The sequence below is a fragment of the Aquimarina aggregata genome, from assembly GCF_001632745.1.
Classification (GTDB): Bacteria; Bacteroidota; Bacteroidia; order Flavobacteriales; family Flavobacteriaceae; genus Aquimarina; species Aquimarina aggregata.
In genome coordinates this window covers 247,581-271,712 of sequence record NZ_LQRT01000013.1, presented here as the reverse complement: position 1 = coordinate 271,712, position 24,132 = coordinate 247,581, and the positions used below count along the sequence as shown (strand labels likewise).

The window sequence follows — 24,132 nt, the reverse complement described above, 5'->3', positions numbered from 1 at the left end:
AGTTAATGAGTAACACAACATCTATAATAAGATCCATAAGGAATATAATGAGAAAGGATGAAGGAGTCGATGGTGATGCACAGCGAATTTCTCAGATGGTATGGATGCTTTTTATGAAGATATTTGCAGATAAAGAAGAAGAGTGGAAAAAATCAAGGAAGACATATAAAAGCCCAATACCCGAAAAGTTAAAATGGCAAAATTGGGCAGCAGATGAAAATGGACTAACAGGGGATGAATTAATAACTTTTATTAATGATGAATTATTTCCAATATTAAAAACTATTGAACCTACCGATACGGATCAATCTGTAATTGTAAAATCAGTTTTTAATGACACATATAATTATATGAAAAAGGGAACTCTGTTCCGCCAAGTAATTAATGAGATAAATAAGATTGATTTCTCTAGTAATAATAAAGAGAGACATATTTTTAATGATATTTATGAATCAATTTTAAAAGAGCTGCAAAGTGCTGGTTCTTCGGGAGAATACTATACTCCTCGTGCGGTTACTCAATTTATGGTGGATATGGTAGATCCTAAAATTGGAGAGAGTATATTAGACCCTGCGTGTGGTACAGGCGGATTTTTGACATGTGCCTTAGATAATTTGTCAAAAAAAGAAGATTTCAATCCAAGCTCCATAGTTATTCAAAATTCTATTAGAGGTGTAGAGAAGAAGCCCTTACCACATCTTTTGTGTTCAACCAATTTAATACTTCACGGTATTGAAAAACCTGCTATTACCAAAGGTAATTTATTGACTTATCCTTATAAAAACTGGAAAAGCTCGAGTCAGGTGAATATTGTACTTTCAAATCCTCCATTTGGTGGTCAAGAAGAAGATGGAACTGAGAAAAATTTTCCTGAAGAATTTAGAACTAAAGAAACCGCAGATTTATTTTTAGCACTTATTATTAAGATTTTAAAGAAAAATGGACGTGCAAGTGTAGTGCTTCCAGATGGTACCTTATTTGGGGAAGGTGTAAAGACTAGAATCAAAGAAGAATTATTAAACAAATGTAATTTACATACAATTGTACGTTTACCCAATGGTGTTTTTAATCCTTACACAAGTATTAAAACTAATTTGTTATTTTTTGAAAAAGGAAAAACAACTAAGGAAACTTGGTATTATGAAATGCCATACCCAAAGGGAGTTAAGAATTTCACTAGATCAAGACCTATAAGAATTAGTGATTTCGATTCATTAAAAAAATGGTGGAAAAAAAGAACAGAGAATGAATGCGCTTGGAAAGTCTCCGTAAAAGAGATTAAAGATTCAAACTATAATCTCGATATTAAAAATCCCTTTATTTCTGAAACAGAAAAAATATTTACAACAAATGAAATTATAGAGAAACTGGTCTCTAATCTTGACAGATCAAAAGAGTTAATTCAAAAATTAAAAAGTGAATTATCATGAGTAGAGAAAAGGTGAAAATAAGTTCTTTTTTAGCTGAAAGGGAAGTACGTTATAAACCTGATATAGCTAATAAGTTAGGTCTTAAAAGAGTGAAAAAAATAGATTTTACTGGGAATATCCATTTAGTTGAATCCAAGCCAACTAGAACAAACATGATTCTGGTAAAGAAGGGAGATTTATTAATTTCAGGGATTAATGCTGAAAAAGGAGGAGTTGCAATTTATGAATATTCAGAAGATGCTATAGCAACAATACATTATTCATCTTATACGTATGATGAGTCTAAAATTGACATTGATTATTTAAAATGGTTCTTAAAGAGTAATGAATTTAAACAGACTTTAATTGATCAGGCTGGGAGTGGTATTAAAAGTGAATTAAAACCAAAAAGATTTTTATCGCTAGAAGTTAGCCTCCCAACTTTAAACGAACAAAAAGAAATTTTAAAAAATCTTAATTCTATTAACTCAGAGGCTGAAGAACTGAAAAGTTTAATTGTTGAGAATGAAGTTTTTCTTTCAAAACTTCGCCAATCTATTTTACAAGATGCAATAAAAGGTAAATTAACTCAAAAATGGCGTGAAGAAAACCCAGATGTAGAGTCATCGAGTGAGCTACTTAGAAAAATAAAAACGGAAAAAGAGCAACTTATAAAGGAAAAAAAGATTAGGAAAGAAAAGAAATTTGAAAAAATTTCTAATGAAGAAATAGAATTCGATATTCCCGCAAGTTGGACATATTCAAGAATTGTAGATTTAAGTAAAGTTGTTACAGATGGCGATCATTCCACCCCAGAGAGAACTCATGAAGGTTATTATCTACTTTCAGCTAGAAATGTTACCAATAAAGGGATTTCCCTGCAAAAAGTAGACTATGTTTCGGAAAGTGAGTTTATTAGAATGAGAAAAAGATGTGCTCCTCAAAAAGGGGATATTTTAATTTCCTGCTCAGGTTCTGTAGGTAGAGTTGCAATTGTAGATAAAGATGACACATATGTAATGGTTAGAAGTGCTGCAATGGTTAAACATTTTCATGAATACCTAGATAGTGAATATTTAGCATTTTCATTAAAATCTCCTTATCTGCAAACTCAAATTGTAAAAAAAACTAAAACTACTGCACAATCAAACTTGTTTTTAGGTCGTATTAAGGAATTAGTAGTCCCCCTTCCTTCACTAGAAGAACAAATAGCGATCAAAGAAAAGGTAAAACAACTATTTACATATTGTAATGAATTTGAGCAAGAGATAAAGATTAGTAAAAACAATGCGGAAAAACTCATGCAATCTATTTTGAGTGAATTATTAGGACAAGAAAATAATGTTTTAGTAAATAAATCGGCTTCTAGAAATCAAGAAAGAAAGCTTTCAAGAGAAATAAAATATAATAGTAAAACCTTGCTTATGGATTTAGTAGAAATATTAAAAGAAAATGGTAAACTGCATGCTGAAGATCTTTGGAAAATGTCTAAACATCCAAACGATATAGATGCTTTTTATGCTGAATTGAAAAAGCAAATAGAAGAAGAGAAAGCAATCAAAGAAGTAGTTAATGAAAAGGGGTATTTGGAACTAGCATGAGAATAGATAAAATCTACATAGATGAGTTTAAAAACCTCAGAGATTTCTCTATAGACCTTAATGAAGAATACATGAGTACTGTATTCCTTGGTCAAAATGCTGCTGGTAAATCTAATTTGCTAGAAGCTCTAGTTATCATTTTTAGAGATTTAGACTTAGAAGAAGAAACAGCTTTTAATTACACGATAGAATATCAGTGTAAAGACAATCTATTGAAAGTTGAAGGAGGTAAAAACACAAAAGGTAAATTTCAGTTTTATAGAGGTGTTAAAATAAAAAATTCAATCGCTTATAACTTAAAAGCCATTTCGAAATCATTGATTAAAAAGAACAAATCAGATTATTTGCCTAAATATGTGTTTTCCTATTATTCGGGTGTCAGTAATCGACTTTTGGAACATTTTGACAAACACCAAAAACGTTTTTATGATGAATTAATAAAAGGAGTTGATGCGCCACCAAGACCCTTATTTTATGCACGTCAAATTCATAGTTATTTTGTGCTAATGGCTTTCTATGCTTTCTCAGATAGAAAAGCGAGTAAATTTTTAAAGGAGTTTTTAGGTATTATAGGTCTAGAATCAGTACTATTTGTTTTAAAAAAGCCAGTGTGGGCAAGAAGTAAAACAGAAGCATTAGATTTTTGGAAAGCCAAAGGCGTAGTTCGTGAATTTTTAAATGAATTATTTGAATCTTCAATGGCGCCAATTGTTCATGAAAATACTGTGAGAGAGGATTTTAGAAGAAGTCACAAACAAGAGCAATTGTACTTATACATTTCTAATCAAGAAAAACTAGAAAAGATTGCAAAGAAATATGGAACCAATACAGAGTTTTTCAAAAGCCTAGAGAGTACCTATATATCAGATTTAATTCAAGAGGTAAGAGTTAAGGTGAAAAAAGTAAATGTACACGGGGATATTACTTTTAAAGAACTTTCAGAAGGAGAACAACAGCTTTTAACTGTTTTGGGTCTACTACGTTTTACAAGGGAAGATGAATCCTTAATTCTTTTGGATGAGCCGGATACTCATTTAAATCCATTGTGGAAATGGAAGTATATGAATCTTCTTGAAGAATATTCAGGAAAAGATGATTCAAGTCAAATTTTGATGACAACTCACGATCCATTGGTAATAGGTGGATTAAAAAAAGAGGAAATTCGAATATTCCAATCAATTAGGAAACACGATAAAGACGGAAAAGAGTATCAACATATAGAAACTTTTAAACCTGATTTTGATCCAAAAGGACTGGGCGTAGCAGGAATCTTAACTAGTGAATTTTTTAATTTACCAAGTACACTTGATGAAGATACATTAAATGATTTGATTGAGCGTAACCGATTGATTACTAAGCAGGAAACTAAAGGTTTGACAGAAGAGGAACAGCAAGATTTAAATGATTTATTCCAGCAATTGAGTCAGTTAGGTATTAACACAACAGATCGTGATCCGTTCTATCAAAAATTTATTATAGCCCTTAATAAGCGTAAAGATTTTGATATTAAAGAATCTACCCCTGAAGCACGAAAACGTCAGAATGCAATTGCCTTAGATATTTTGGAAGACCTATTTAAAGAGAAGAAATGATTTATATAAATTTAGAAAATGCGCCTCCTTCTCCCGAGTGGATTAAAAAAGCCGATGATGTAACTGCAAAACTTGTGGCGGAAGGTGATTCGGAAAAAAGAAATGAAATAATTGAAAAAAATGCAAAGATATGGGGGGAATTAAAAGATCACCTATCAAAATTAAGCCATGATAAATGTTGGTACACAGAGTCTAAAAATGCAGGAGGTTATTGTCACGTAGATCACTTTCGACCTAAGAAAAAAGCTATTGATGAAAATGGTGATGATAAAGGTGGGTATTGGTGGTTAGCCTTTGATTGGATGAATTATAGGTTTTCTAGTCCAGCTTCAAATACTAAGAAGAATGCTTATTTCCATGTGACTAAAAATAAAGCTGTTAAATACGGAGACAATATTAACAAAGAACATTATATGCTTCTTGACCCTATAAAATTTACGGATCCAGATTTATTGGCTTTTGATAATGAAGGTATGGCTCAACCAAAGTCGCCAAATAAGAACACAATTGATTATAAAAGAGCCTGTTATTCAATACTAAGATTAAATCTCAATTACTATAAAATTGTTGAGCAAAGAAAAGATTACTATAGGAAAGCAACTAATAAAATATTTAAAATTAAGAATCTTTTGAAACTACAAGATGTTAATTTAGATTATGATAGAGAAATTGAAATAGGTGATTTAATGAAGGAGCTTTGGGAAATGTGTTGTAGAAACTCCGAATACTCGGCAGCAGTAAAATATTGTCTGAAAAGCACAGGTGAGGATTGGGCTATTGGAATTGTTAATAAAGCTGCATAATGATAAAAACTATTCAAAATGATTGGCTTTACGAATTTAAAAATGAACTTGAAAGTACCCAGGAAATCAGAATAGTTTCTCCTTTTGTTACAGATAATATTGTGAAACATTTGCTAAAAGATTTTAAAGGTAGAACTATTAAATTTCTCACTCGTTACAATTTAAATGAGTTTAAAAAAGGTATTTCAAGTTTAACAGCACTTGAAAGATTGTTAAAGTCCAATGCGGAAATTAAAGGTATTAAAGATTTACATAGCAAATTGTATCTTTTTGATAAGAGGAGTGTAATTATCACTTCTGCAAACTTCACTCAAGGAGGATTCTTCAATAATAAAGAGTTTGGAATAATTTCAAATGAATATAAAACTGTTCTTGAGTCTTTGGACTATTTTAATGACTTATGGGGAATCGACCCTAATTTGTTAGAATTAAATAGGATAAAGGAATGGAGAGATGAAATAAATAAATCAAAGGCACTCAAAGAAAAAAACGAGAATCTTCCAGATTATGGAGTTTCGTATCAAAAATCAATTATAAAAAATAGAAAATATTTTATTAAATTTTTTGGTAAAGATGATAATAGGTCAGACTTAAGTGCTAAAGTTGTCAATGAGTTAGATGGAGGTTGTAGTCACTTTGCATTGTCTTTTTCAAGACCAAAAAATGATGGTAGACCTCGAAGATATAGGGATGGAGATATCGTATTTATGGCTAGGATGACAAATACGAAGGATTATGTAATTTTTGGAAGAGCTATAACTTATGCTCACCAAGATGAAAGAGATGTAGCTAATGACGAGGATATAAAACACATACCTTGGTTAAAAGATTGGCCAATTTTAGTTAGAGTGAGAGAGCCTTTATTTATTAATTCGACTTTAAGAGATTGCCCAAAGCTTAACGATTTATTGTATGATCTGGATTATGAAAGTTTTGCGAGTACCAAGTGGAGATTTGGACGCGGTGAAAGAAATATCAACCCTAGAAATACACTTATGCGAAAAGGAGATGTAATTTTAAGTGATTCTGGCGCACAATGGATGGAATTAGAATTTCAGAAAGCTTTAAGTGAGCATGGAGAAGTGAATAAGAGAATTATCAATAAATTGTACCATGGTCTAAAGATTAACAATTAGAGAAGCGAATAATTTCTTGAAAAAAAATAACTGTACAAAAATCATACATAAATATAAAATAAAAATCCGTAAGACTTTGTTTACAAAGTAATTACGGATTTTTAAAGTGGAGTCGGAGGGATTCGAACCCTCGTCCAAACAAGTAATACAATAGCTTTCTACACGCTTAGTTCTTGTTTAATTTTCGTCGATAAGAAAGACCAAAAACCGCCAACCTATCGCTTATTCTCAATTAGATTTCGAAATTATATCAAGACTCTATAATTTCTAGGTTTACTTTTACGATACTCAAAACCAAACGCCATAAACCAAGGCTTTTGAAGAGTATCCTGCTTGTCTACCTTGTAGACCGAGGCATTATCTTACTAAAATTCAGATTATGCAGCTAGGGCGTAGTTATTCTCGCCGTTTAAAAAAGTTGAAATATGATATTTACGAGCTGTATCTCAGCGCTCGACGTGCTTACCACTCTATTAATCTCGCTGTCAAAACCAGTCGACCCCAATAGTATTTTCTTTGAAATTGATCATTATAGATAAACAATATACAACTACTATTTATAATTTGATTAAAAAATCAAAGGTCGGCAAAGATACATATAATTGTCATATCTTTAACCGCAATTTTATAATACAAAATACATACCAATTACATATGATCAAGTTCGGTATTATTAAAGAACGTAAAAACCCGCCAGATCGTCGTGTCGTTTTCTCACCAAATGGCTTAAAAAACACAATATCAAAATTTCCAAAAGCTTCTTTTACTGTTGAAAACTCTGATATTAGAGTTTTTGAAGATGCATCATATACAGCAGCCGGTTTCGAAGTTACTAATGATATGTCGCATTGCGATGTATTACTAGGGGTTAAAGAGGTGCCTATCGAAGCATTAGTGCCTAATAAAAAATATTTTTTCTTCTCTCATACGATTAAGAAACAACCGTACAATAGAAATTTACTTAGAGCAATTCTAGAAAAGAATATTGAGTTTTATGATCATGAAACGATTGTAGGATCAAGAGGATTCAGGCTTATTGGTTTTGGTCGATACGCTGGTATTGTTGGAGCTTACAATGCATTTAGAGCTTGGGGGCTAAGAGATGATAGTTTTTTTCTTCCTAAAGCAGAAACACTTAGTGATCAACATGCTTTAGAAGTACAGCTCTCAAAAATCAAGCTACCTAATATTAAGATTGTACTTACAGGTAATGGTAAAGTGGGTAATGGTGCCAAAGAAATTTTGGATGCTATGAAAATCAAAGAAGTTACTGTTGATGAATATCTAAATAATGAGTTTAGAGAGCCCGTTTATGTGCAAATAGATGTGTTAGATTATAACAAAAGGAAAGACGGTGATGATTTAGATAAGAATGATTTTTATAAAAATCCAGAAGAATATGTAGGCGATTTTATGAAATTTGCAGAAGTTAGTGACTTATATATTGCGGGCCATTTTTATGGAGATGGAGCTCCTTTTATTTATACAAAAGAAGATGTTAGATCCAAAGGTTTTAATATTAAAGTAGTTGCAGATATTTCTTGTGATATAGATGGTCCTGTTGCTAGTACTATAAAAGCCTCAACGATTGCAGACCCAATATATGGTTATGATCCCCAGACGGGCTTAGAAATAGATTATAAAGATCCAAAAGCAATAGTGGTAATGGCTGTAGATAATCTTCCGTGTGAACTGCCAAAAGACGCTAGTGAAGGTTTTGGTGAAATGTTTTTAGAACATGTTATTCCGGCTTTTTTTAATGATGATATCGATGGTGTTTTAGAAAAAGCAAGAATGACTAAGGATGGAAAACTAACAAAGTCATTTAGTTATCTTCAAGCTTATGTAGATGGTAAAGAATAATTGTAAAAAAAGAATATTTATTATATGACTACTCAAGAGTTAGTACAACAGATTTATAAAAAGAAATCTTTCTTGTGTATAGGATTAGATGTAGACCTTACAAAAATCCCTAAGCATTTATTAGATAAAGAAGATCCAATCTTTGAATTTAATAAAGCTATTATAGATGCTACGCATCATTTGGCTGTTGGATACAAACCAAATATTGCGTTTTATGAGGCATACGGGGTTAAAGGATGGAAATCTTTAGAGAAAACAATACAGTATATAAATATTAATTATCCAGAACTTTTTACTATTGCTGATGCAAAACGTGGTGATATAGGTAATACAAGTACAATGTATGCAAAAGCGTTCTTTGAAGATTTAGCTTTTGACTCTATTACGATAGCACCGTATATGGGTAAAGATTCTGTAGAACCTTTCTTGGCTTTTAAAAATAAGCATACTATCCTGCTAGCGTTAACATCTAATCAAGGTGCTTTTGATTTTCAAACCAAGAACGTAGAAGGAAAAGAGTTGTATAAACATGTATTAGAGGTTTCTAAGTCATATAAAAATGCAGAAAACCTAATGTATGTTGTAGGCGCAACCAAAGCAGAATATTTATCAGATATCAGAAAAATAATACCAGACAGTTTTTTATTGGTACCAGGAGTAGGTGCCCAAGGAGGAAACTTAGATGATGTATGTAAATATGGATTAAATCACCAGGTTGGATTATTAATTAATTCTTCAAGAGGAATTATTTATGCTTCAGATGGCTTAGATTATGCCGAAGCTGCAGTAAAAAAAGCACTAGAGCTTCAAAAAGCAATGGAGAAAATATTGACTTCTAAATAAAAAAAGAAGACCAAAAATATTTTAGATATTCTTGGTCTTCTTTATTAGTAATTTTAAATTACCGATTAGTAAACAATAGAATTAACGTCTGTTGGAGTTAAATACTTGTCTGGCATATCCGTAGAGTCCATAAGAAATGAATATTACGAAAAATGCAATAATACCGTAAATAATAAAATTTAGTAATTCTGAATTCATAGCCCCGAAATTTTAATTAGTAATAATCTTAAATATACATGTTTTTGAAATAAAAAACAATTTTAAATACATGATTTACAAGTATTTATGTTTTTTTTATGATTTGTTTGAAAGTAATGTAATGAAATAAAACCATGGTATACGTAGATCAATTAAATAGGGAAATTAATCTTATAAATACACCAAAATGTATTATTTCCTTAGTTCCTTCTCAAACAGAATTATTGATAGATCTAGGTTTGGGAGATAAGATCGTAGGAATAACTAAGTTTTGTGTACATCCCGATACGTTAAGAAAAGAAAAAACTATAGTTGGGGGGACAAAAAAAATTAATTATAATAAAATCAAAGCCCTTCAACCAGATATTATACTTTGCAATAAAGAAGAGAATACAAAAGAAATTGTTGAAACTTTAGAAAGAGAATATGTTGTTCATGTTTCTGACATATTTACATTATATGATGCTTTTGAAATGATAGAGCAATATGGTAAAGTTTTTAATATAGAGACCAAAACCAATAAATTGATTTCGGAAATTAAGGTCGAAAAAGAATCTCTTGATCATTTTATAAAGCAACTACCCAAAAAAAGAGTCGTATATTTTATCTGGAAAGATCCTTGGATGGCTGTAGGAGGAAATACATTTATAAATCACCTTTTGAAATTAAATAACTTTGAAAATGTATATGAAGATCAAACAAGGTATCCCGAAGTTTCAATCGATCACATACGATCTTTGACAGATATCGATTTAATTCTTTTATCATCAGAACCCTATCCTTTTTCAGAAAAACATGTAAAAGAGATAAAAAATAGTAATACTAAGGCACAAGTGGTATTGGTAGACGGAGAATATTTTTCATGGTATGGTTCTCGTCTATTAGGCGCATTTGCTTATTTTAAAACCTTGCATAGCAAGTGATATCAGATAAACATTTCTATAAATACTGTTAAGCATAGTTGTATTACCAAATAAGTTTATATTTTTGGCAGACTAAATAATCTTTATATTGCTTAATTACTCGGTATACCGTCATCCAAAAAATGTTGCATGGGTAACTTTTGTCCATGGGGCAGGAGGAAGCTCTTCCATTTGGTTTAAACAAGTCCGAGAGTTTAGAAAACACTTTAACGTATTGCTTTTAGACCTTAGAGGGCATGGTAACTCTAAACCTGTGCTTAAGGATGCGTTTAATTCTAAGTATACTTTTGATTCTATAACAGAAGATATTGTTGAGGTTATAGATAAAGAAAAAATAGAAAAATCTCATTTTGTAGGTATTTCATTAGGAACAATATTGATTAGGAATCTTGCAGAAAAACACCCTGGTCGAGTATCTAGTATGATCATGGGAGGTGCAATCATGAAACTTAACTTTAGATCGCAAGTGCTAATGAAGTTAGGTGTTGTGTTTAAGTCTGTTATCCCGTATATGTTTTTATATAAGTTTTTTGCATTTATCATAATGCCTAAAAAAAATCATAAAAAATCTAGGTTGCTGTTCGCAAATGAAGCTAAAAAATTATATCAAAAAGAATTCGTTCGTTGGTTTAGATTAACTTCAGAAATTAATCCACTGCTGAGGTTTTTTAGAGCTAAGGATATAAAAATACCAACTTTATATGTTATGGGAGAAGAAGATTATTTATTCTTGCCTTCTGTTCAAAAAGTAGTTCTAGCCCATCAATTGTCTCACCTTTTTGTAATTAAAAACTCAGGGCATGTTGTAAATGTTGAACAACCGGAAGTTTTTAATAAAGAAACAATTTCTTTTATAGAACAATGTTAAGCCAGTAATTTATAAAACCGATTGGTTTTCAATTTTCTTTATCTGACTTAAAATCTGATTGGCTTCGTCATGTAATCTATCACTTTTACTTTTGTCTGTAAGTGCTAATTTGTAGGCATTCTTCATCAGCTTACAGTAAGCATGCTGTAATTTTTGTAGTTCGGTTTTTTGTTTAATCCAAGCAAACATTTCTTATCTTAATAAACTTCATTACAAAAGTACAGGATAATACAAACAAGGTTTCACAACAATGAGTTAACATTATTTAAAGTTGTGTAAATATTGGATTCTTTTTTTAACTCTTGTTTAACTTAAAGAGAGTTACTAATTTGTTTTCAGAAGATATGCAGGTCGCCTTTTTGTTAATCTTGTAGTGCAAAAACTTTTCGTAATAAATCTGTCGACCTAGAACTAAGTTTGGTTCTTATTTCTTTCTCTTCAACCGCAATCATTGTATATACACCCTTTAATGCTTCTTGTGTAACATAATCTGTTAAATCTGGATTCACATTATTAGTCAAAGGTATTGCATTGTATTTCTTGATAATATTCGCCCATATTTTATCGGCTCCAACTTTAGAAAAAGATTTATTTATAACAGGATTAAACTTTGCATACAAAGGACTTGTTGTTTTATTTTTTAAATATGAAGTTGCAGCATTATCACTACCTAAAAGTATTTGTTTAGCATCTGTAAATGTCATTTGTTTGACTGCACTTACAAAAATAGGAGTGGCTTCTTTAACAGCATCTTCTGCAGCCCTATTAAGAACTTTTAGCCCTTCGTCGGCAAGTTTACTAAGTCCAACATCTCTTAATGTTTTGTCAACTTTTCGTAGCTCCTGAGGGAGAAGAATTTTCACGAGTTCATTTCTATAAAAACCATCTTTTAAAGTGAGCTTATTTACTTGTTTGTCAATACCATTGTCTAAAGCTTCTCTTAGCCCATTAGCAATATCAATATTACTAATTCCGATACCACCTAAACCTCCGGTAGTCTGCGGGAGGTTGTTTACAACCTGTTGAAGTTCTGCACAACCACTAAAAAAGACAATACAAAGTAAAAAGATAGATTTTTTCATAAATAGTAATAATTGGGGTTAAAATAGTTTCCGCCTATTAGACGACTAATTTAAGCATAAAATTATTTGATCTTTACCTAAATAAAAAAATATTGATTTTAAAGCCCAGTATTTCCAAACGACTACAGTGATTTACGAAAAAATGACAGTTTTGTTGTTGTACACTAGAACTTTTCTTTCGATATGATGTTTAATAGCCCTTGATAATACTATCTTTTCAAGATCGCGACCTTTTAGAATAAAATCTTGAACGTTATGGATATGTGATACTCTAACGATTTCTTGTTCTATAATGGGGCCTTCGTCAAGATCAGAAGTTACATAATGACTGGTAGCCCCGATAATTTTAACACCTCTTTCATAGGCCGAATGATATGGTTTGGCTCCTGGAAAAGCAGGTAGGAATGAGTGGTGAATATTAATAATCTTATGTGGGTACTGATCCACAAAATTGGCAGAAAGAATTTGCATGTATCTGGCTAAAACAATAAAATCAATTTTATGCTCTTTTAGCGTTTTTAATTGTTCAGTCTCAGCCTCCTTTTTATTGCCTTTTGATACAGGGATATGCTTGAAAGGAATATTAAAGGCATTGGCAATTGATTCAAGATCCCTATGATTACTTATAATAATTGGTATTTTAACCTTTAACTCTCCAGAGGCATATCTTCCTAAAATATCATATAAGCAATGATCATATTTAGAAACAAATAATGCTAGCTTTGGAAGTTTTTCGGCATTGTAAAGCTCCCAATGCATATTGTAATTCTTAGCAACATGTTCATTAAAAGATTCTTTAAACAATGCTAGTTTTTCTTCGTCATGATCAAACTCACAATCTAAACGCATAAAAAACTCCCCTAATTCTCGATCAACATGTTGTTCTATATATACAGTGTTTCCCTTTTTAGCTAAGATAAAATTAGTAACTGTTGCAATAATTCCTTTTTTATCTGGGCAATTAATGAGTAGCGTCGTTTTTTTCATTATAATCTGTGTTTTCAACAATAAACATACTATTAATACTATAAATTACCTTATTATTTTGGGCAAAGCTGTGGTCGTAGGTGCTGTTTTTGAGTGATTAGAAATAGATAGCCAATATCAGTACAGAATTTTCAAAAAAGAGAATAGAAATAGTGCTAAATTTGAACTATAAGTAATGAAAAGCTTTAAAGAGGTATTGGCATTAGATAATTCTAAAAAAACAATCCTTTTTGATGCATATTTCGTAAATTAGCAGCATAAAAATCACTTTTTATTATCAATGGAACAAATAGCACCGTATACACCCAAGAATAAAGTTAGAATAGTAACCGCAGCTTCATTATTTGATGGACATGATGCTGCTATTAATATTATGCGCCGTATCATACAATCTACAGGAGTAGAAGTGATACATCTTGGTCATGATAGAAGTGTAGAAGAAGTTGTAAACTGTGCAATTCAAGAAGATGCTAATGCTATAGCAATGACTTCATATCAGGGTGGGCATAATGAATATTTCAAATATATGTATGATTTGCTTAAAGAAAAAGGAGCAACACATATCAAAATATTTGGCGGCGGTGGTGGTGTAATTCTACCTGAAGAAATTAAAGAGTTAATGGATTATGGAATTACCCGCATTTATTCACCAGATGATGGACGATCTCTTGGATTGCAAGGTATGATTAATGATCTGGTAGAACAATCTGATTTTCCTATCGGGGATAATTTAAACGGAGAAGTGGATCATTTAGAAGGAAAAGAAATTGGTGCTATTGCCAGAGTGATTTCTGCAGCCGAAAATTTTCCTGAGATAGCAAAAGATACACTAGATCAGATTCATACTAAAAATAAGACATCCAAAACACCTGTTCTTGGAATAACAGGAACTGGTGGAGCAGGGAAATCATCATTAGTAGATGAACTGGTACGTCGATTTTTAATTGATTTTCCAAAAAAAACGATAGGATTAATATCTGTTGATCCTTCTAAACGAAAAACAGGAGGAGCACTGCTTGGAGATAGAATTAGAATGAATGCTATCAATTCACCAAGAGTTTATATGCGTTCTCTAGCAACACGACAATCAAATTTAGCCTTATCTAAATATGTTGCAGAAGCCATAGAAGTGCTTAAAGCAGCCGAATTTGATATTATTATTTTGGAAACTTCGGGTATAGGACAGTCAGATACCGAAATATTAGAACATAGTGATACTTCCTTATATGTGATGACTCCAGAATTTGGGGCAGCAACTCAGCTGGAAAAAATCGATATGCTTGATTTTGCAGATTTAGTAGCGATCAACAAATTTGATAAGAGAGGCTCTTTAGATGCATTGCGTGATGTAAAAAAACAATATATGCGTAATCATCAACTATGGGATACTCCGCAAGATGATCTGCCGGTATTTGGAACAATAGCATCGCAGTTTAACGATCCTGGAATGAATACACTCTACAAAGCCATTATGGATAAAGTAGTAGAAAAAACAGGTGCTGATCTACAATCAGATTTTCATATCTCTAAAGAAATGTCTGAAAAAATATTTGTGATTCCGCCTAGTAGAACTAGATACTTATCAGAGATTGCCGAGAATAATCGAGCTTATGATAAAACAGCAGATATCCAAGTAGAAGTTGCCCAAAAACTTTATGGTATATATAAAACAATCTGTAGTGTAGCAGAAATAGATTTTATAGGATTGTCTAAAAATGGGATTGATGATGAACACCTTAGAAACGTCAAAGATGAAGACAGTTTAGCATTTATAAAACTATTACTAGCAGAGTTTGATAGAGTAAAACTTAACCTAGACCCATATAATTGGGAAATTATAACAGGATGGGCAGTAAAAGTTAAAAAATATAAGGATCCTATTTATTCTTTTAAAGTAAGAGATAAAGAAATTAAAATAGAAACACATACAGAATCCTTATCACACAGTCAAATCCCTAAGGTAGCATTACCTAAGTATCAAGCTTGGGGTGATATATTAAAGTGGTGTTTGCAAGAAAATGTGCCAGGAGAATTTCCTTACGCTTCAGGATTATACCCTTTTAAACGTACAGGAGAAGACCCAACGCGTATGTTTGCAGGAGAAGGTGGTCCAGAACGAACAAATCGTCGTTTTCATTATGTAAGTTTAGGTATGCCTGCTAAACGACTTTCTACAGCGTTTGACTCAGTAACACTTTATGGAAACGATCCCGATCATAGACCTGATATTTATGGTAAAATTGGTAATGCAGGGGTTTCAATCTGTTGTTTAGATGATGCTAAAAAACTATATTCTGGTTTTGATTTAACACATGCAATGACTTCTGTGAGTATGACAATTAATGGACCAGCACCAATGTTGTTAGGGTTTTTTATGAATGCTGCTATCGATCAAAATTGTGAAAAATATATAAAAGAAAATGATCTTGAAGAAGAAGTAGCTACTAAAATTGCAGAAATATATAAAGCAAAAGGAGTAGAGCGCCCAAAATATCAAGGAGATCTTCCTGAAGGAAATGATGGACTTGGGTTATTATTATTAGGGGTTACCGGTGACCAAGTGTTACCAGAGGCGATCTATAATGAAATTAAAATTACAACATTAAATACGGTTCGAGGTACTGTTCAAGCTGATATTTTGAAGGAAGATCAAGCACAGAATACCTGTATTTTCTCTACAGAATTTGCATTGCGATTAATGGGAGACGTTCAAGAGTATTTTATAGAGAAACAAGTGCGTAACTTCTATTCGGTATCCATTTCAGGTTATCATATTGCAGAAGCAGGAGCAAACCCAATTACCCAATTGGCGTTAACCTTAGCAAACGGATTTACCTATGTAGAGTATTACCTAAGCAGAGGTATGGATATTAATAAATTTGGACCAAATTTATCATTCTTCTTCTCAAATGGTATTGATCCAGAATATGCGGTAATAGGTCGTGTAGCACGTAAAATTTGGGCAAAAGCGCTAAAAAACAAATATGGAGCAAATTCTAGAGCTCAAATGCTAAAGTATCATATCCAGACTTCTGGCCGTTCTTTACATGCCCAAGAAATTGATTTTAATGATATACGTACAACTTTACAAGCCTTGTATGCTATTTATGATAACTGTAATTCGTTGCATACCAATGCCTACGATGAAGCAATCACAACACCTACAGAAGAATCTGTACGTAGAGCAATGGCAATACAACTTATCATAAATAAAGAATTGGGGTTAGCAAAAAATGAAAATCCAATTCAAGGTTCTTTTATAATCGAAGAATTAACAGATTTAGTTGAAGAAGCTGTTCTAACAGAGTTTGATAGAATTACAGAGCGCGGTGGAGTGTTAGGAGCGATGGAGACCATGTATCAGCGTAGTAAAATACAAGAAGAAAGTTTGTATTACGAAACCTTAAAACATACAGGAGAGTTTCCGATTATTGGTGTAAATACATTCTTAAGTTCTAAAGGTTCGCCAACAGTAACTCCAGGAGAAGTTATTAGAGCAACTGAAGAAGAAAAACAGTATCAAATCACAATGCTGAATGAACTACATAAAGGAAATACAGAGATAACTTCTGATTTGTTAAAAGATCTTCAAGAAAAAGCGGTGAATAATCAAAATATTTTTGAAACACTTATGGAAGTCTGTAAAAAGTGTTCGCTCGGTCAAATTACAGCAGCTTTATTTGAAGTAGGAGGTCAGTATAGAAGAAATATGTAAGTAATTTTCGGTAATAAATTACAGTATACTAAATCTTTGAAATAGATAACAAAAAAAACCCTTTGTCATAAGGGTTTTTCTTTTTTTGGACTTTGCTTATCTTTAGCAGATAATCTCCTTTATGTTTCAACCAATAGAATATACAGTAACTACAATTGTTTGTCTTATTTCGGCAGTTGTGATTCAGCGCATATTTAGTAAAGAGAAATTAAGAGGGGCTGATCAAAATGCTATACAAGGCATCAAGTGGTTTGGATTAGCAATTTTCGTTTGGGGATTAGGGGCATTGTTTAACTTAATTACTGTGATTGGATTAAATTGGTCTCCAACCAATAAAATTCTAATATATTTTGGTGTAGTGATTTCTTTAGCAAATTCATTGTGCATTATACTATCGCTACCTTCTATAGAACATCCCAAAAAACCAGGAATTATAGTTCGATTAGTACAGCGTTTTAGTGTTCGTGAGTTTGTAGGACTTTTTTGTGGGGTATTGGGGATGATTATTTTTGTATTCATGGCAGCGTCTTATGGTAACCCCGAGATTAGCAATAATTTTATATGGATAATCGATATCCCGATTTCGATTTTAGTAGCAATTTCTTTATTGTATGAGCTTAATAAAGCTTTTGTAGGTAGGCAAATGCGATTTATGTACTTGCCAACATTTGCTTTGTTTGTGCTCATTATCATAGCAGTTTGCCATCGAATGATACCACAGGATAAGGTGTTACAGTTTATAGACCAGGAGTTTTGGAGCGTTTTAGGAAGTATTACTGCGATATCCTTTAAATTTTTATTTATCCTATTGTTTTCTATTCTTTTGTATAGTTGGAAATTTCTTTCTGAAAAAGAGCAACAGCAAAGTTTGGTGGATGAATTAAATATACAAAAGGCAAAGTTGATAAAAGAAAAAGAACAATTACTTATTGCAAATGAGAGTCATTTAGATACAATCAAAACTTTAAAAATTGATTTAAAAACATTAAAATCCACTACTAAAATTGAACTCTCAGATCGACAAAAAGAAGTCTTAGGATATTTAGTTCATTTTGGGAGCTATAAATCATATACAGAGATCGCTCAAGAAATGCATATTAGTACAGATGGATTTCAAACGCATATTCATCAAATCAAAAAGATACTAAACATAAGTGGAGCCGATGGAAAAGAGCAATTAATAGCTTTTGCTAGAGCTAATAATTTTTTAAAATATACTTCTTTTGATGATCATGCGTAACCCTATGGTTAACCATAATGGTTGTTGAATTTGAGTAGTGCTTAACCTTTTGTATAATAGGTTTTTAAGGCAATTTGCTTTAAAAATTTTTATATGTTACTTCCTTGTATTATTTCACAACAAAATTTAGACGAAAACATTAATCAAACGTTTGGTAATGCTACGGGCTGGTTTGTAGATGCAATGTTTGCAGAAATCCCGATAACATCATCTGTTGGTATTCCTTGGGTAGCTGTAGTATTGTTATTGGGTGCTTCTTATTTTACGGTATATTTTAAGTTTATTAATTTCCGAAGTTTTTATACAGCCTTTCAAGTAGTCCGTGGAAAATATGATGTCTTAGAAGATAAAATAAAAGCACAAGACGAAGTAAAAGATACTAATGATATTGGAGAAGTAAGTCATTTTCAAGCATTGACTACTGCCGTTTCTGCAACGGTAGGACTTGGTAATATAGCAGGAGTAGCAATAGCGTTATCAATAGGAGGACCAGGAGCTACGTTTTGGATGGTTGTAATAGGTGTCTTAGGAATGTCATCAAAATTTGTGGAATGTACGCTTGGTGTAAAGTATCGAGAGATTGATGAAAATGGTAGAGTTTTTGGTGGACCGATGTATTACCTGACAAAAGGATTAAAAGAAAAAGGATATGTTAGGTTAGGAAAATTTTTATCGATTTTCTTTGCAATTATGTGTATTGGAGGCTCTTTTGGTGGCGGAAATATGTTTCAAGTAAATCAAGCATTTAAACTATTTGATCATGTAATTGTCTCAGAAAATTCTATAATTCATGGTCAAGGTTGGGTTTTTGGCCTTATTATGGCAATATTAGTCGGAGTTGTAATTATTGGTGGAATTAAAAAGATAGCCAGTGTAACGGATAAGATTGTTCCCTTTATGGTGTTGATCTATATCGTAACAGTATTCACAGTTTTAATACTATTTAGGGCAGAAATTCCCAAAGCACTGATAGCAATTTGGGAAGGAGTTTTTTATCCTCAAGGAGTCATTGGCGGTTTTGTGGGGGTGTTAGTACAAGGTTTAAGACGTGGTGCTTTTAGTAATGAAGCAGGAGTAGGTAGCGCTTCAATAGCGCACAGTGCCGTAAAGACTAGATTTCCAGCTAGTGAAGGTTTAGTGGCTTTACTAGAACCTTTTATAGATACCGTAATTGTGTGCACTATGACCGCCTTAGTCTTGATTATTACAGGACAAATAAGCACAGGAGTTGCCATTAATGATGAGCAGGGTGTTTTGTTAACGGCTTCAGCATTACAAAGTGGGGTTTCTTGGTTCCCTTACCTGCTTACGATTGCAGTGATGCTTTTTGCTTTTTCTTCTATGATTTCATGGTCGTATTACGGGTATCAAGCATGGAGCTATCTCTTTGGTAGAGGTAAACAAACAGAATATGTATATAAGTCTATCTTTTGCTGTTTTACTGTAATAGGTGCGGCAGCAACATTAAATTCTGTAACAGATTTTAGTGATGCCATGATTTTTGCAATGATGGTTCCCAATATGATTGGCTTGTTTTTACTAAGTTCTAAAGTAAAAGAAGAGTTAATACGGTATAAACAGAATATTTCAAATTTGACAAAGTGAGATGTTAAGTAGTTTTTTTATCTTTAGAGAAACACAAACTCATCATGCAAAAATTATTAATAGGACTCGTATTTATTACAGCATTCTCCTTTGCGCAACAAAACCAAGTAAAGGCTTTGGTAGGGGGAACTTTGATTGACGGTTATGGATCTACACCCATACAAAATAGTGTTATTTTGGTAAAGGGAGATAGGATACAAGCAGTTGGTACTGTTGAAACTCTAACAATACCTGATACGGCAGAAGTTATATCTACCGAAGGAATGTCTATACTACCAGGGCTATGGGATATGCATGTACATACAATGATTAATGGACATGCAGATTATTCGTATTGGGACAAAACATATCCACCATTATTAGAAAAAGTTATTATGCCCTCTTCGGCAGAACAGTTATTAATGGCAGGAGTTACTAGCGCTAGAGACCTAGGAGGACCGCTTAAAGAAAGTATCGTTGTACGAGATCGAATAAATAAAGGTGAGATACCAGGAGCCACATTATATGTTTCAGGGCCGTTTATCCAAAAAAAACCATATCCGGGTACAGAAGCTTTTCGATGGGGAATTAATGGAGTTGAAGACGCAAAAAAGAAAATTAAAAAATTGGCCGATGCAGGTGTAGATTGTATTAAATTAATTGATCAAGATCAAATGACTTTAGCAGAACTGCAAGCAGTGGTTGATACTGCACATAAGTATAATCTGAAAGTTGTAGCTCATGGTCATCGACCTCAAGAAATTAGACAAGGTTTAAAAGTTGGTGTTGACTGTTTTGAACATACAGGTTTATCTTCTGCTCCAAAGTATCCTGACGATGTTATTGATGCTATAAGAGAGAGAACAGCACAAATGAATTTAGGACCTATGTTTTGGTGCCCTACAGTCGAGGGATTATACAATTATGAATATGTAAGGGATAATGGCGAGCATTTAGATAATGACTCATGGCATAGGGGATTACATGATACGATTATTGCAGATATTAAAAATAGTTTTACGCATAAAGATCAGTTGCCTTATTTTCAATTAACTCCTATCAGAAAACCAACATTAGAAACAAAGATTAAACAATTAATGGATGCTGGTGTCGTATTAATGATTGGAACAGATAGTGGGATTCCTATGAAGTTTCATAGTCAATCTACTTGGAATGAATTAGATGTATGGGTTAATGAGTTTGGAATTGACCCAATGTACGCAATACGTGCGGCAACATACTGGCCGTCGTTGTGGATGGGCGTTGCAAATGAAGTAGGTACAGTTACGCCTGGAAAATATGCAGATATAATAGCAGTAAAAGGAGATGTGTTAAGACATATCAATATCTTACAAGATGTAGATATAGTAATCAAACACGGTAAAAGATATAAATAAGTAAAATGGTTTATAAACTTAGAAGCCACCTTCGTTGAAGATGTCTGAATTTTCTAAGTTCTTTTCGAAGAAGAATTAAAAATTCTTTTCCATTACTATCAGATTGTTCAAGCCGCTCACAATTTTTATACAACCTGTTCGTAATATGGATTAGTGAGTTAGCATGTTTGATTCGATCATCTTGAAAAGTCTGACTTTCTGCTGAAATGATTTTAGGAACCAATTCATCTGATTGCCTAATAATATCTCCAGTAAAATAAATATGAGGATGTTCTGTACCATTATTTTGTAATGAGGCCATGTCATAAACGAGATAGTTAGAAATACTTCGAGATAGAGTCAATATTTCTCTTGCTTTCTTATATAATCTTTTATTTTTTGGTTGTGGTCTCATATTCTATTTGGTTTCCCAAAAATAGGGTTATTTTAAGTAAATTTTATTTTGATTTTAATGCATATTTGCTAATTTGCTTTAATTATTAATTGTAAAACCATTTTTTGATTTAAAAATTAAGATTTTCTATATTAAATCAGATTGGTACTTAATTTTAAGTCGTTTTTTATGATTAAAGATTTCAAATAGTTAAAAATATAAGCTGCTGTATTTATGGAGATTGATACTATAAATTGGGAAATTTTACAATGTCTACAGGAAAATGCAAGGTTATCTAATGCAGAAATAGGTAGAAAGGTTGGATTAAGTTCTCCTGCGGTAGCAGAAAGAATAAAAAAAATGGAAGATTATGGTGTTTTAAAAGGTTATGTAGCAAATGTATCCTATACCGAGGCGGGATATCAACTAAAAGCTATTATTACATTAAGAGCTTTTATGGGGCGTTTAAAGCCATTTTTAACTAAGGTATCAGAGTTTAAAGAAGTAACAAATTGTTACCGAATAACAGGTAATGAAAATATAATTATGGAAGTAGTCTTGAGAGACCAGATACACTTACAAGAATTTATTGATCGATTGATAACTTATGGTGAAGTAAAAACACATATCATATTATCTAATTTAATCGAGAATAATCCAATTACAAATGATGCTTGATTAAATACCGAAAATGACTAGTTTTTTGGCATGAGATTTGATTATATTTGTATGGGAAACGATCTTTATCTTGTGTGAGGACATTAGTATGGGAAACTAAAGAGAGTACAAGTAAAAGATACGAGAACGCCTGAAGAGATTCAGGCGTTTTTTGATTTTCTTCATAAGCTTTTCTTACATTTATATCATTAATAGTGGCACCTTTTTTGTTGCACGATTATTTAAATACAGTCAGTCATGCGGTTATCAGTCATAAAGGGGTTTAGTTTTTTTATAATTCTTTGTTTTACTTCAATTATTTACAGTCAAAATAGTTTGACTGTAAAAAAAGGAAAAGTTATTGATTCTTTGATTGTTCCTGGAGCAAATACAATATTTAGTATATACTTACCTAAGTCTTTTGACCTTAATAAAAAATGGCCAGTTGTTTTTGGTTTTGATTCTAATGGAAATGCAGGCAATATTACACGACTGTATAGAGAAGCAGCTGAAGAACTAGGTTATATGGTAGTAATTAGCGATTTTCCTGAAAAGGTAGAAATAAAAGAAAAGGCAGAATATGTTGCTTCTTTTATGGATCATATTTTCTCTATTTTTCCAATTCAAAAGAAAAGGGTATACACTACAGGATTAGGAGAAGATGCAAATTTAATAAGTTTAGTTTCTGTTTTGATTAACGATGTGGCAGGAACAATTGCTGTTGGAGATACACACTACTATAATTCTAGTGTAAAAATAAGGAAAAACTTTTCCTACTTTGGAGTCGTAAATGTTAGTCGTCATAATTATAAAAACTTCTTATATAATAAAATGTATCTTAAAAAGCAGAATGCTTTTGCAGATGTATTAGATTATGAGGGTAAACAAGATTTCCCAAACCCTAATTTGTTTAAAAAAATATTATCAAATTTTACCTTACAAACAATGAGTAAGGGTGTAATACCAAAAGATTCTATCTGGATTCAAAATTTATTTCAGACCGAACTAAAACAAGTAGAAATTAACCAGAATCAAGGAAATTTTTTGTTGGCTTATGAAGAAATAAAAAAAATAAAGGATAAGTATAAGTTGTTTTTTGACACAAGCTATCTTAAAAAGAAAGAGAAGCAATTGAAACAATTTAAGGGATATGAAAGAGAGAAGAAACTATATTTAAAATACGATACAAAAGAAGCAGAGCTTAGACAATCGTATCAATTATCTTTGGCAGAAGATGTTGGAAATGAGGTATACGAGAATTTGGGATGGTGGCAACACGAGATGTCTAAATTAGATGAGCTATCCCGATCTAAAGAAAAATATGCGTCTAATACGGTACTTAGAATTAAAGGATATCTTAAAGAGAAGGTACGTAACTATAAAGCAGTTAAATTTTCTAAGGAAGATAAGTTCGAGAAGACAATGTATCTTAATATACTAAGTACGATAATAGATAAAAAAGATTATGAGTCCTACAGAACTGTTATTTCTTTAAGCGCGCAGGACCAAGATTATGAAACAGCCTTATTTTATTTAGAAAAATTACTTAAAAATGGTTTTAAGGATAAAAAAAACCTATATAACATAGAAGGTACATTAGGACTAAGGCTCTCAAAACCCTACAACATTTTAATAGAGAAATACCTTGGGTCATCAAGATATTTGTTTTCAGATTAAATTGAAATCATAAAAAATTGTGTATTTCATCGATTTTATTTGTTTTTTATCGTTTGTTTAAAAAAACTGTTTATCTTTACACCATCAAAAAGAAATATTCGATGTAATATCCATAACCAACATTTTAAGCTATATGACGATATGGAATTAAAATTTTAGTTTGGAATACATTAAGGGACAAATT

The 24,132-nt window shown here is 32.0% G+C and carries 19 protein-coding genes and 1 other RNA gene; 15 read left to right on the top strand and 5 right to left on the bottom strand.

Annotated elements, in window-relative coordinates; genetic code table 11:
* Positions 1 to 5 precede the first annotated feature (5 nt).
* The 5 genes from AWE51_RS12525 to AWE51_RS12505 are packed head-to-tail and all read left to right on the top strand — an operon-like array spanning position 6 to position 6,541.
* Entirely contained in the window at positions 6 to 1,430 is a 1,425-nt protein-coding gene (locus AWE51_RS12525) for a class I SAM-dependent DNA methyltransferase (RefSeq protein ID WP_082832421.1), read from the top strand.
* A complete protein-coding gene (locus AWE51_RS12520; protein ID WP_066313955.1) occupies positions 1,427 to 3,010 on the top strand; it encodes a restriction endonuclease subunit S in 1,584 nt (527 codons plus the stop codon). Before AWE51_RS12525 ends, AWE51_RS12520 begins: the two co-directional genes overlap by 4 nt.
* Positions 3,007 to 4,602, top strand: coding sequence for an AAA family ATPase (locus AWE51_RS12515; RefSeq protein WP_066313954.1), 1,596 nt, complete (start codon positions 3,007 to 3,009; stop codon positions 4,600 to 4,602). The genes AWE51_RS12520 and AWE51_RS12515 overlap by 4 nt, the downstream gene beginning before the upstream one ends.
* Positions 4,599 to 5,405, top strand: a complete 807-nt coding sequence (locus tag AWE51_RS12510) for an HNH endonuclease family protein (RefSeq protein ID WP_066313953.1) — start codon at positions 4,599 to 4,601, stop codon at positions 5,403 to 5,405. Before AWE51_RS12515 ends, AWE51_RS12510 begins: the two co-directional genes overlap by 4 nt.
* Complete coding sequence (locus tag AWE51_RS12505; RefSeq protein WP_066313952.1) at positions 5,405 to 6,541, top strand: phospholipase D family protein; 1,137 nt, start codon at positions 5,405 to 5,407, stop codon at positions 6,539 to 6,541. Before AWE51_RS12510 ends, AWE51_RS12505 begins: the two co-directional genes overlap by 1 nt.
* A 104-nt stretch (positions 6,542 to 6,645) precedes the next feature.
* On the opposite strand, the gene ssrA is transcribed toward AWE51_RS12505, so the two are convergent.
* Positions 6,646 to 7,044: a transfer-messenger RNA gene (gene ssrA / locus AWE51_RS12500) on the bottom strand.
* A gap of 154 nt (positions 7,045 to 7,198) precedes the next feature.
* Here ssrA and AWE51_RS12495 point away from each other — a divergent pair.
* The 4 genes from AWE51_RS12495 to AWE51_RS12480 all read left to right on the top strand — a co-directional run bounded on the left by AWE51_RS12495 (position 7,199) and on the right by AWE51_RS12480 (position 11,236).
* Positions 7,199 to 8,404, top strand: coding sequence for an NAD(P)-dependent oxidoreductase (locus AWE51_RS12495; RefSeq protein ID WP_066314643.1), 1,206 nt, complete (start codon positions 7,199 to 7,201; stop codon positions 8,402 to 8,404).
* A 24-nt stretch (positions 8,405 to 8,428) separates the two neighbouring features.
* On the top strand, positions 8,429 to 9,247 hold the full coding sequence (gene pyrF, locus AWE51_RS12490) for an orotidine-5'-phosphate decarboxylase (protein WP_066313950.1): 819 nt from the start codon (positions 8,429 to 8,431) through the stop codon (positions 9,245 to 9,247).
* Positions 9,248 to 9,579: 332 nt separating this feature from the next.
* Complete coding sequence (locus AWE51_RS12485; protein ID WP_066313948.1) at positions 9,580 to 10,368, top strand: ABC transporter substrate-binding protein; 789 nt, start codon at positions 9,580 to 9,582, stop codon at positions 10,366 to 10,368.
* A gap of 88 nt (positions 10,369 to 10,456) precedes the next feature.
* Entirely contained in the window at positions 10,457 to 11,236 is a 780-nt protein-coding gene (locus tag AWE51_RS12480) for an alpha/beta fold hydrolase (RefSeq protein WP_066313946.1), read from the top strand.
* 9 nt (positions 11,237 to 11,245) lie between these two features.
* Here the strand turns inward: AWE51_RS12480 and AWE51_RS12475 are convergent, their stop codons facing one another.
* The 3 genes from AWE51_RS12475 to purU all read right to left on the bottom strand — a co-directional run bounded on the left by AWE51_RS12475 (position 11,246) and on the right by purU (position 13,305).
* Positions 11,246 to 11,425 (bottom strand): Lacal_2735 family protein, encoded by a 180-nt coding sequence (locus AWE51_RS12475; protein WP_066313944.1) that lies wholly within the window; start codon positions 11,423 to 11,425, stop codon positions 11,246 to 11,248.
* A gap of 173 nt (positions 11,426 to 11,598) precedes the next feature.
* Positions 11,599 to 12,318, bottom strand: a complete 720-nt coding sequence (locus tag AWE51_RS12470; protein WP_066313943.1) for a DUF4197 domain-containing protein — start codon at positions 12,316 to 12,318, stop codon at positions 11,599 to 11,601.
* Positions 12,319 to 12,450: 132 nt separating this feature from the next.
* On the bottom strand, positions 12,451 to 13,305 hold the full coding sequence (gene purU / locus AWE51_RS12465; protein ID WP_066313942.1) for a formyltetrahydrofolate deformylase: 855 nt from the start codon (positions 13,303 to 13,305) through the stop codon (positions 12,451 to 12,453).
* Positions 13,306 to 13,585: 280 nt separating this feature from the next.
* Here purU and AWE51_RS12460 point away from each other — a divergent pair, with 280 nt between their 5' ends.
* The 4 genes from AWE51_RS12460 (at position 13,586) to AWE51_RS12445 (ending at position 21,241) form a co-directional block, all read left to right on the top strand.
* A complete protein-coding gene (locus AWE51_RS12460) occupies positions 13,586 to 17,020 on the top strand; it encodes a methylmalonyl-CoA mutase family protein (RefSeq protein WP_066313941.1) in 3,435 nt (1,144 codons plus the stop codon).
* 121 nt (positions 17,021 to 17,141) lie between these two features.
* Positions 17,142 to 18,260, top strand: coding sequence for a helix-turn-helix transcriptional regulator (locus tag AWE51_RS12455; RefSeq protein ID WP_066313938.1), 1,119 nt, complete (start codon positions 17,142 to 17,144; stop codon positions 18,258 to 18,260).
* 93 nt (positions 18,261 to 18,353) lie between these two features.
* Entirely contained in the window at positions 18,354 to 19,865 is a 1,512-nt protein-coding gene (locus AWE51_RS12450) for an alanine/glycine:cation symporter family protein (protein ID WP_066313937.1), read from the top strand.
* Between the two features lie 44 nt (positions 19,866 to 19,909).
* Positions 19,910 to 21,241 (top strand): amidohydrolase family protein, encoded by a 1,332-nt coding sequence (locus AWE51_RS12445; RefSeq protein WP_066313935.1) that lies wholly within the window; start codon positions 19,910 to 19,912, stop codon positions 21,239 to 21,241.
* A 10-nt stretch (positions 21,242 to 21,251) separates the two neighbouring features.
* Here the strand turns inward: AWE51_RS12445 and AWE51_RS12440 are convergent, their stop codons facing one another.
* Positions 21,252 to 21,635 (bottom strand): hypothetical protein, encoded by a 384-nt coding sequence (locus tag AWE51_RS12440; protein WP_066313934.1) that lies wholly within the window; start codon positions 21,633 to 21,635, stop codon positions 21,252 to 21,254.
* A 213-nt stretch (positions 21,636 to 21,848) separates the two neighbouring features.
* On the opposite strand from AWE51_RS12440, the gene AWE51_RS12435 reads away from it, so the two are divergent.
* Positions 21,849 to 22,292: an Lrp/AsnC family transcriptional regulator gene (locus tag AWE51_RS12435; protein ID WP_066313933.1), complete on the top strand. Its 444-nt coding sequence runs from the start codon at positions 21,849 to 21,851 to the stop codon at positions 22,290 to 22,292.
* A 237-nt stretch (positions 22,293 to 22,529) separates the two neighbouring features.
* Positions 22,530 to 23,948 carry a hypothetical protein gene (locus AWE51_RS12430; protein WP_157766089.1) on the top strand — a complete coding sequence of 473 codons (1,419 nt, stop codon included), beginning with the start codon at positions 22,530 to 22,532 and terminating at the stop codon, positions 23,946 to 23,948.
* The last annotated feature ends 184 nt before the right edge of the window (positions 23,949 to 24,132 follow it).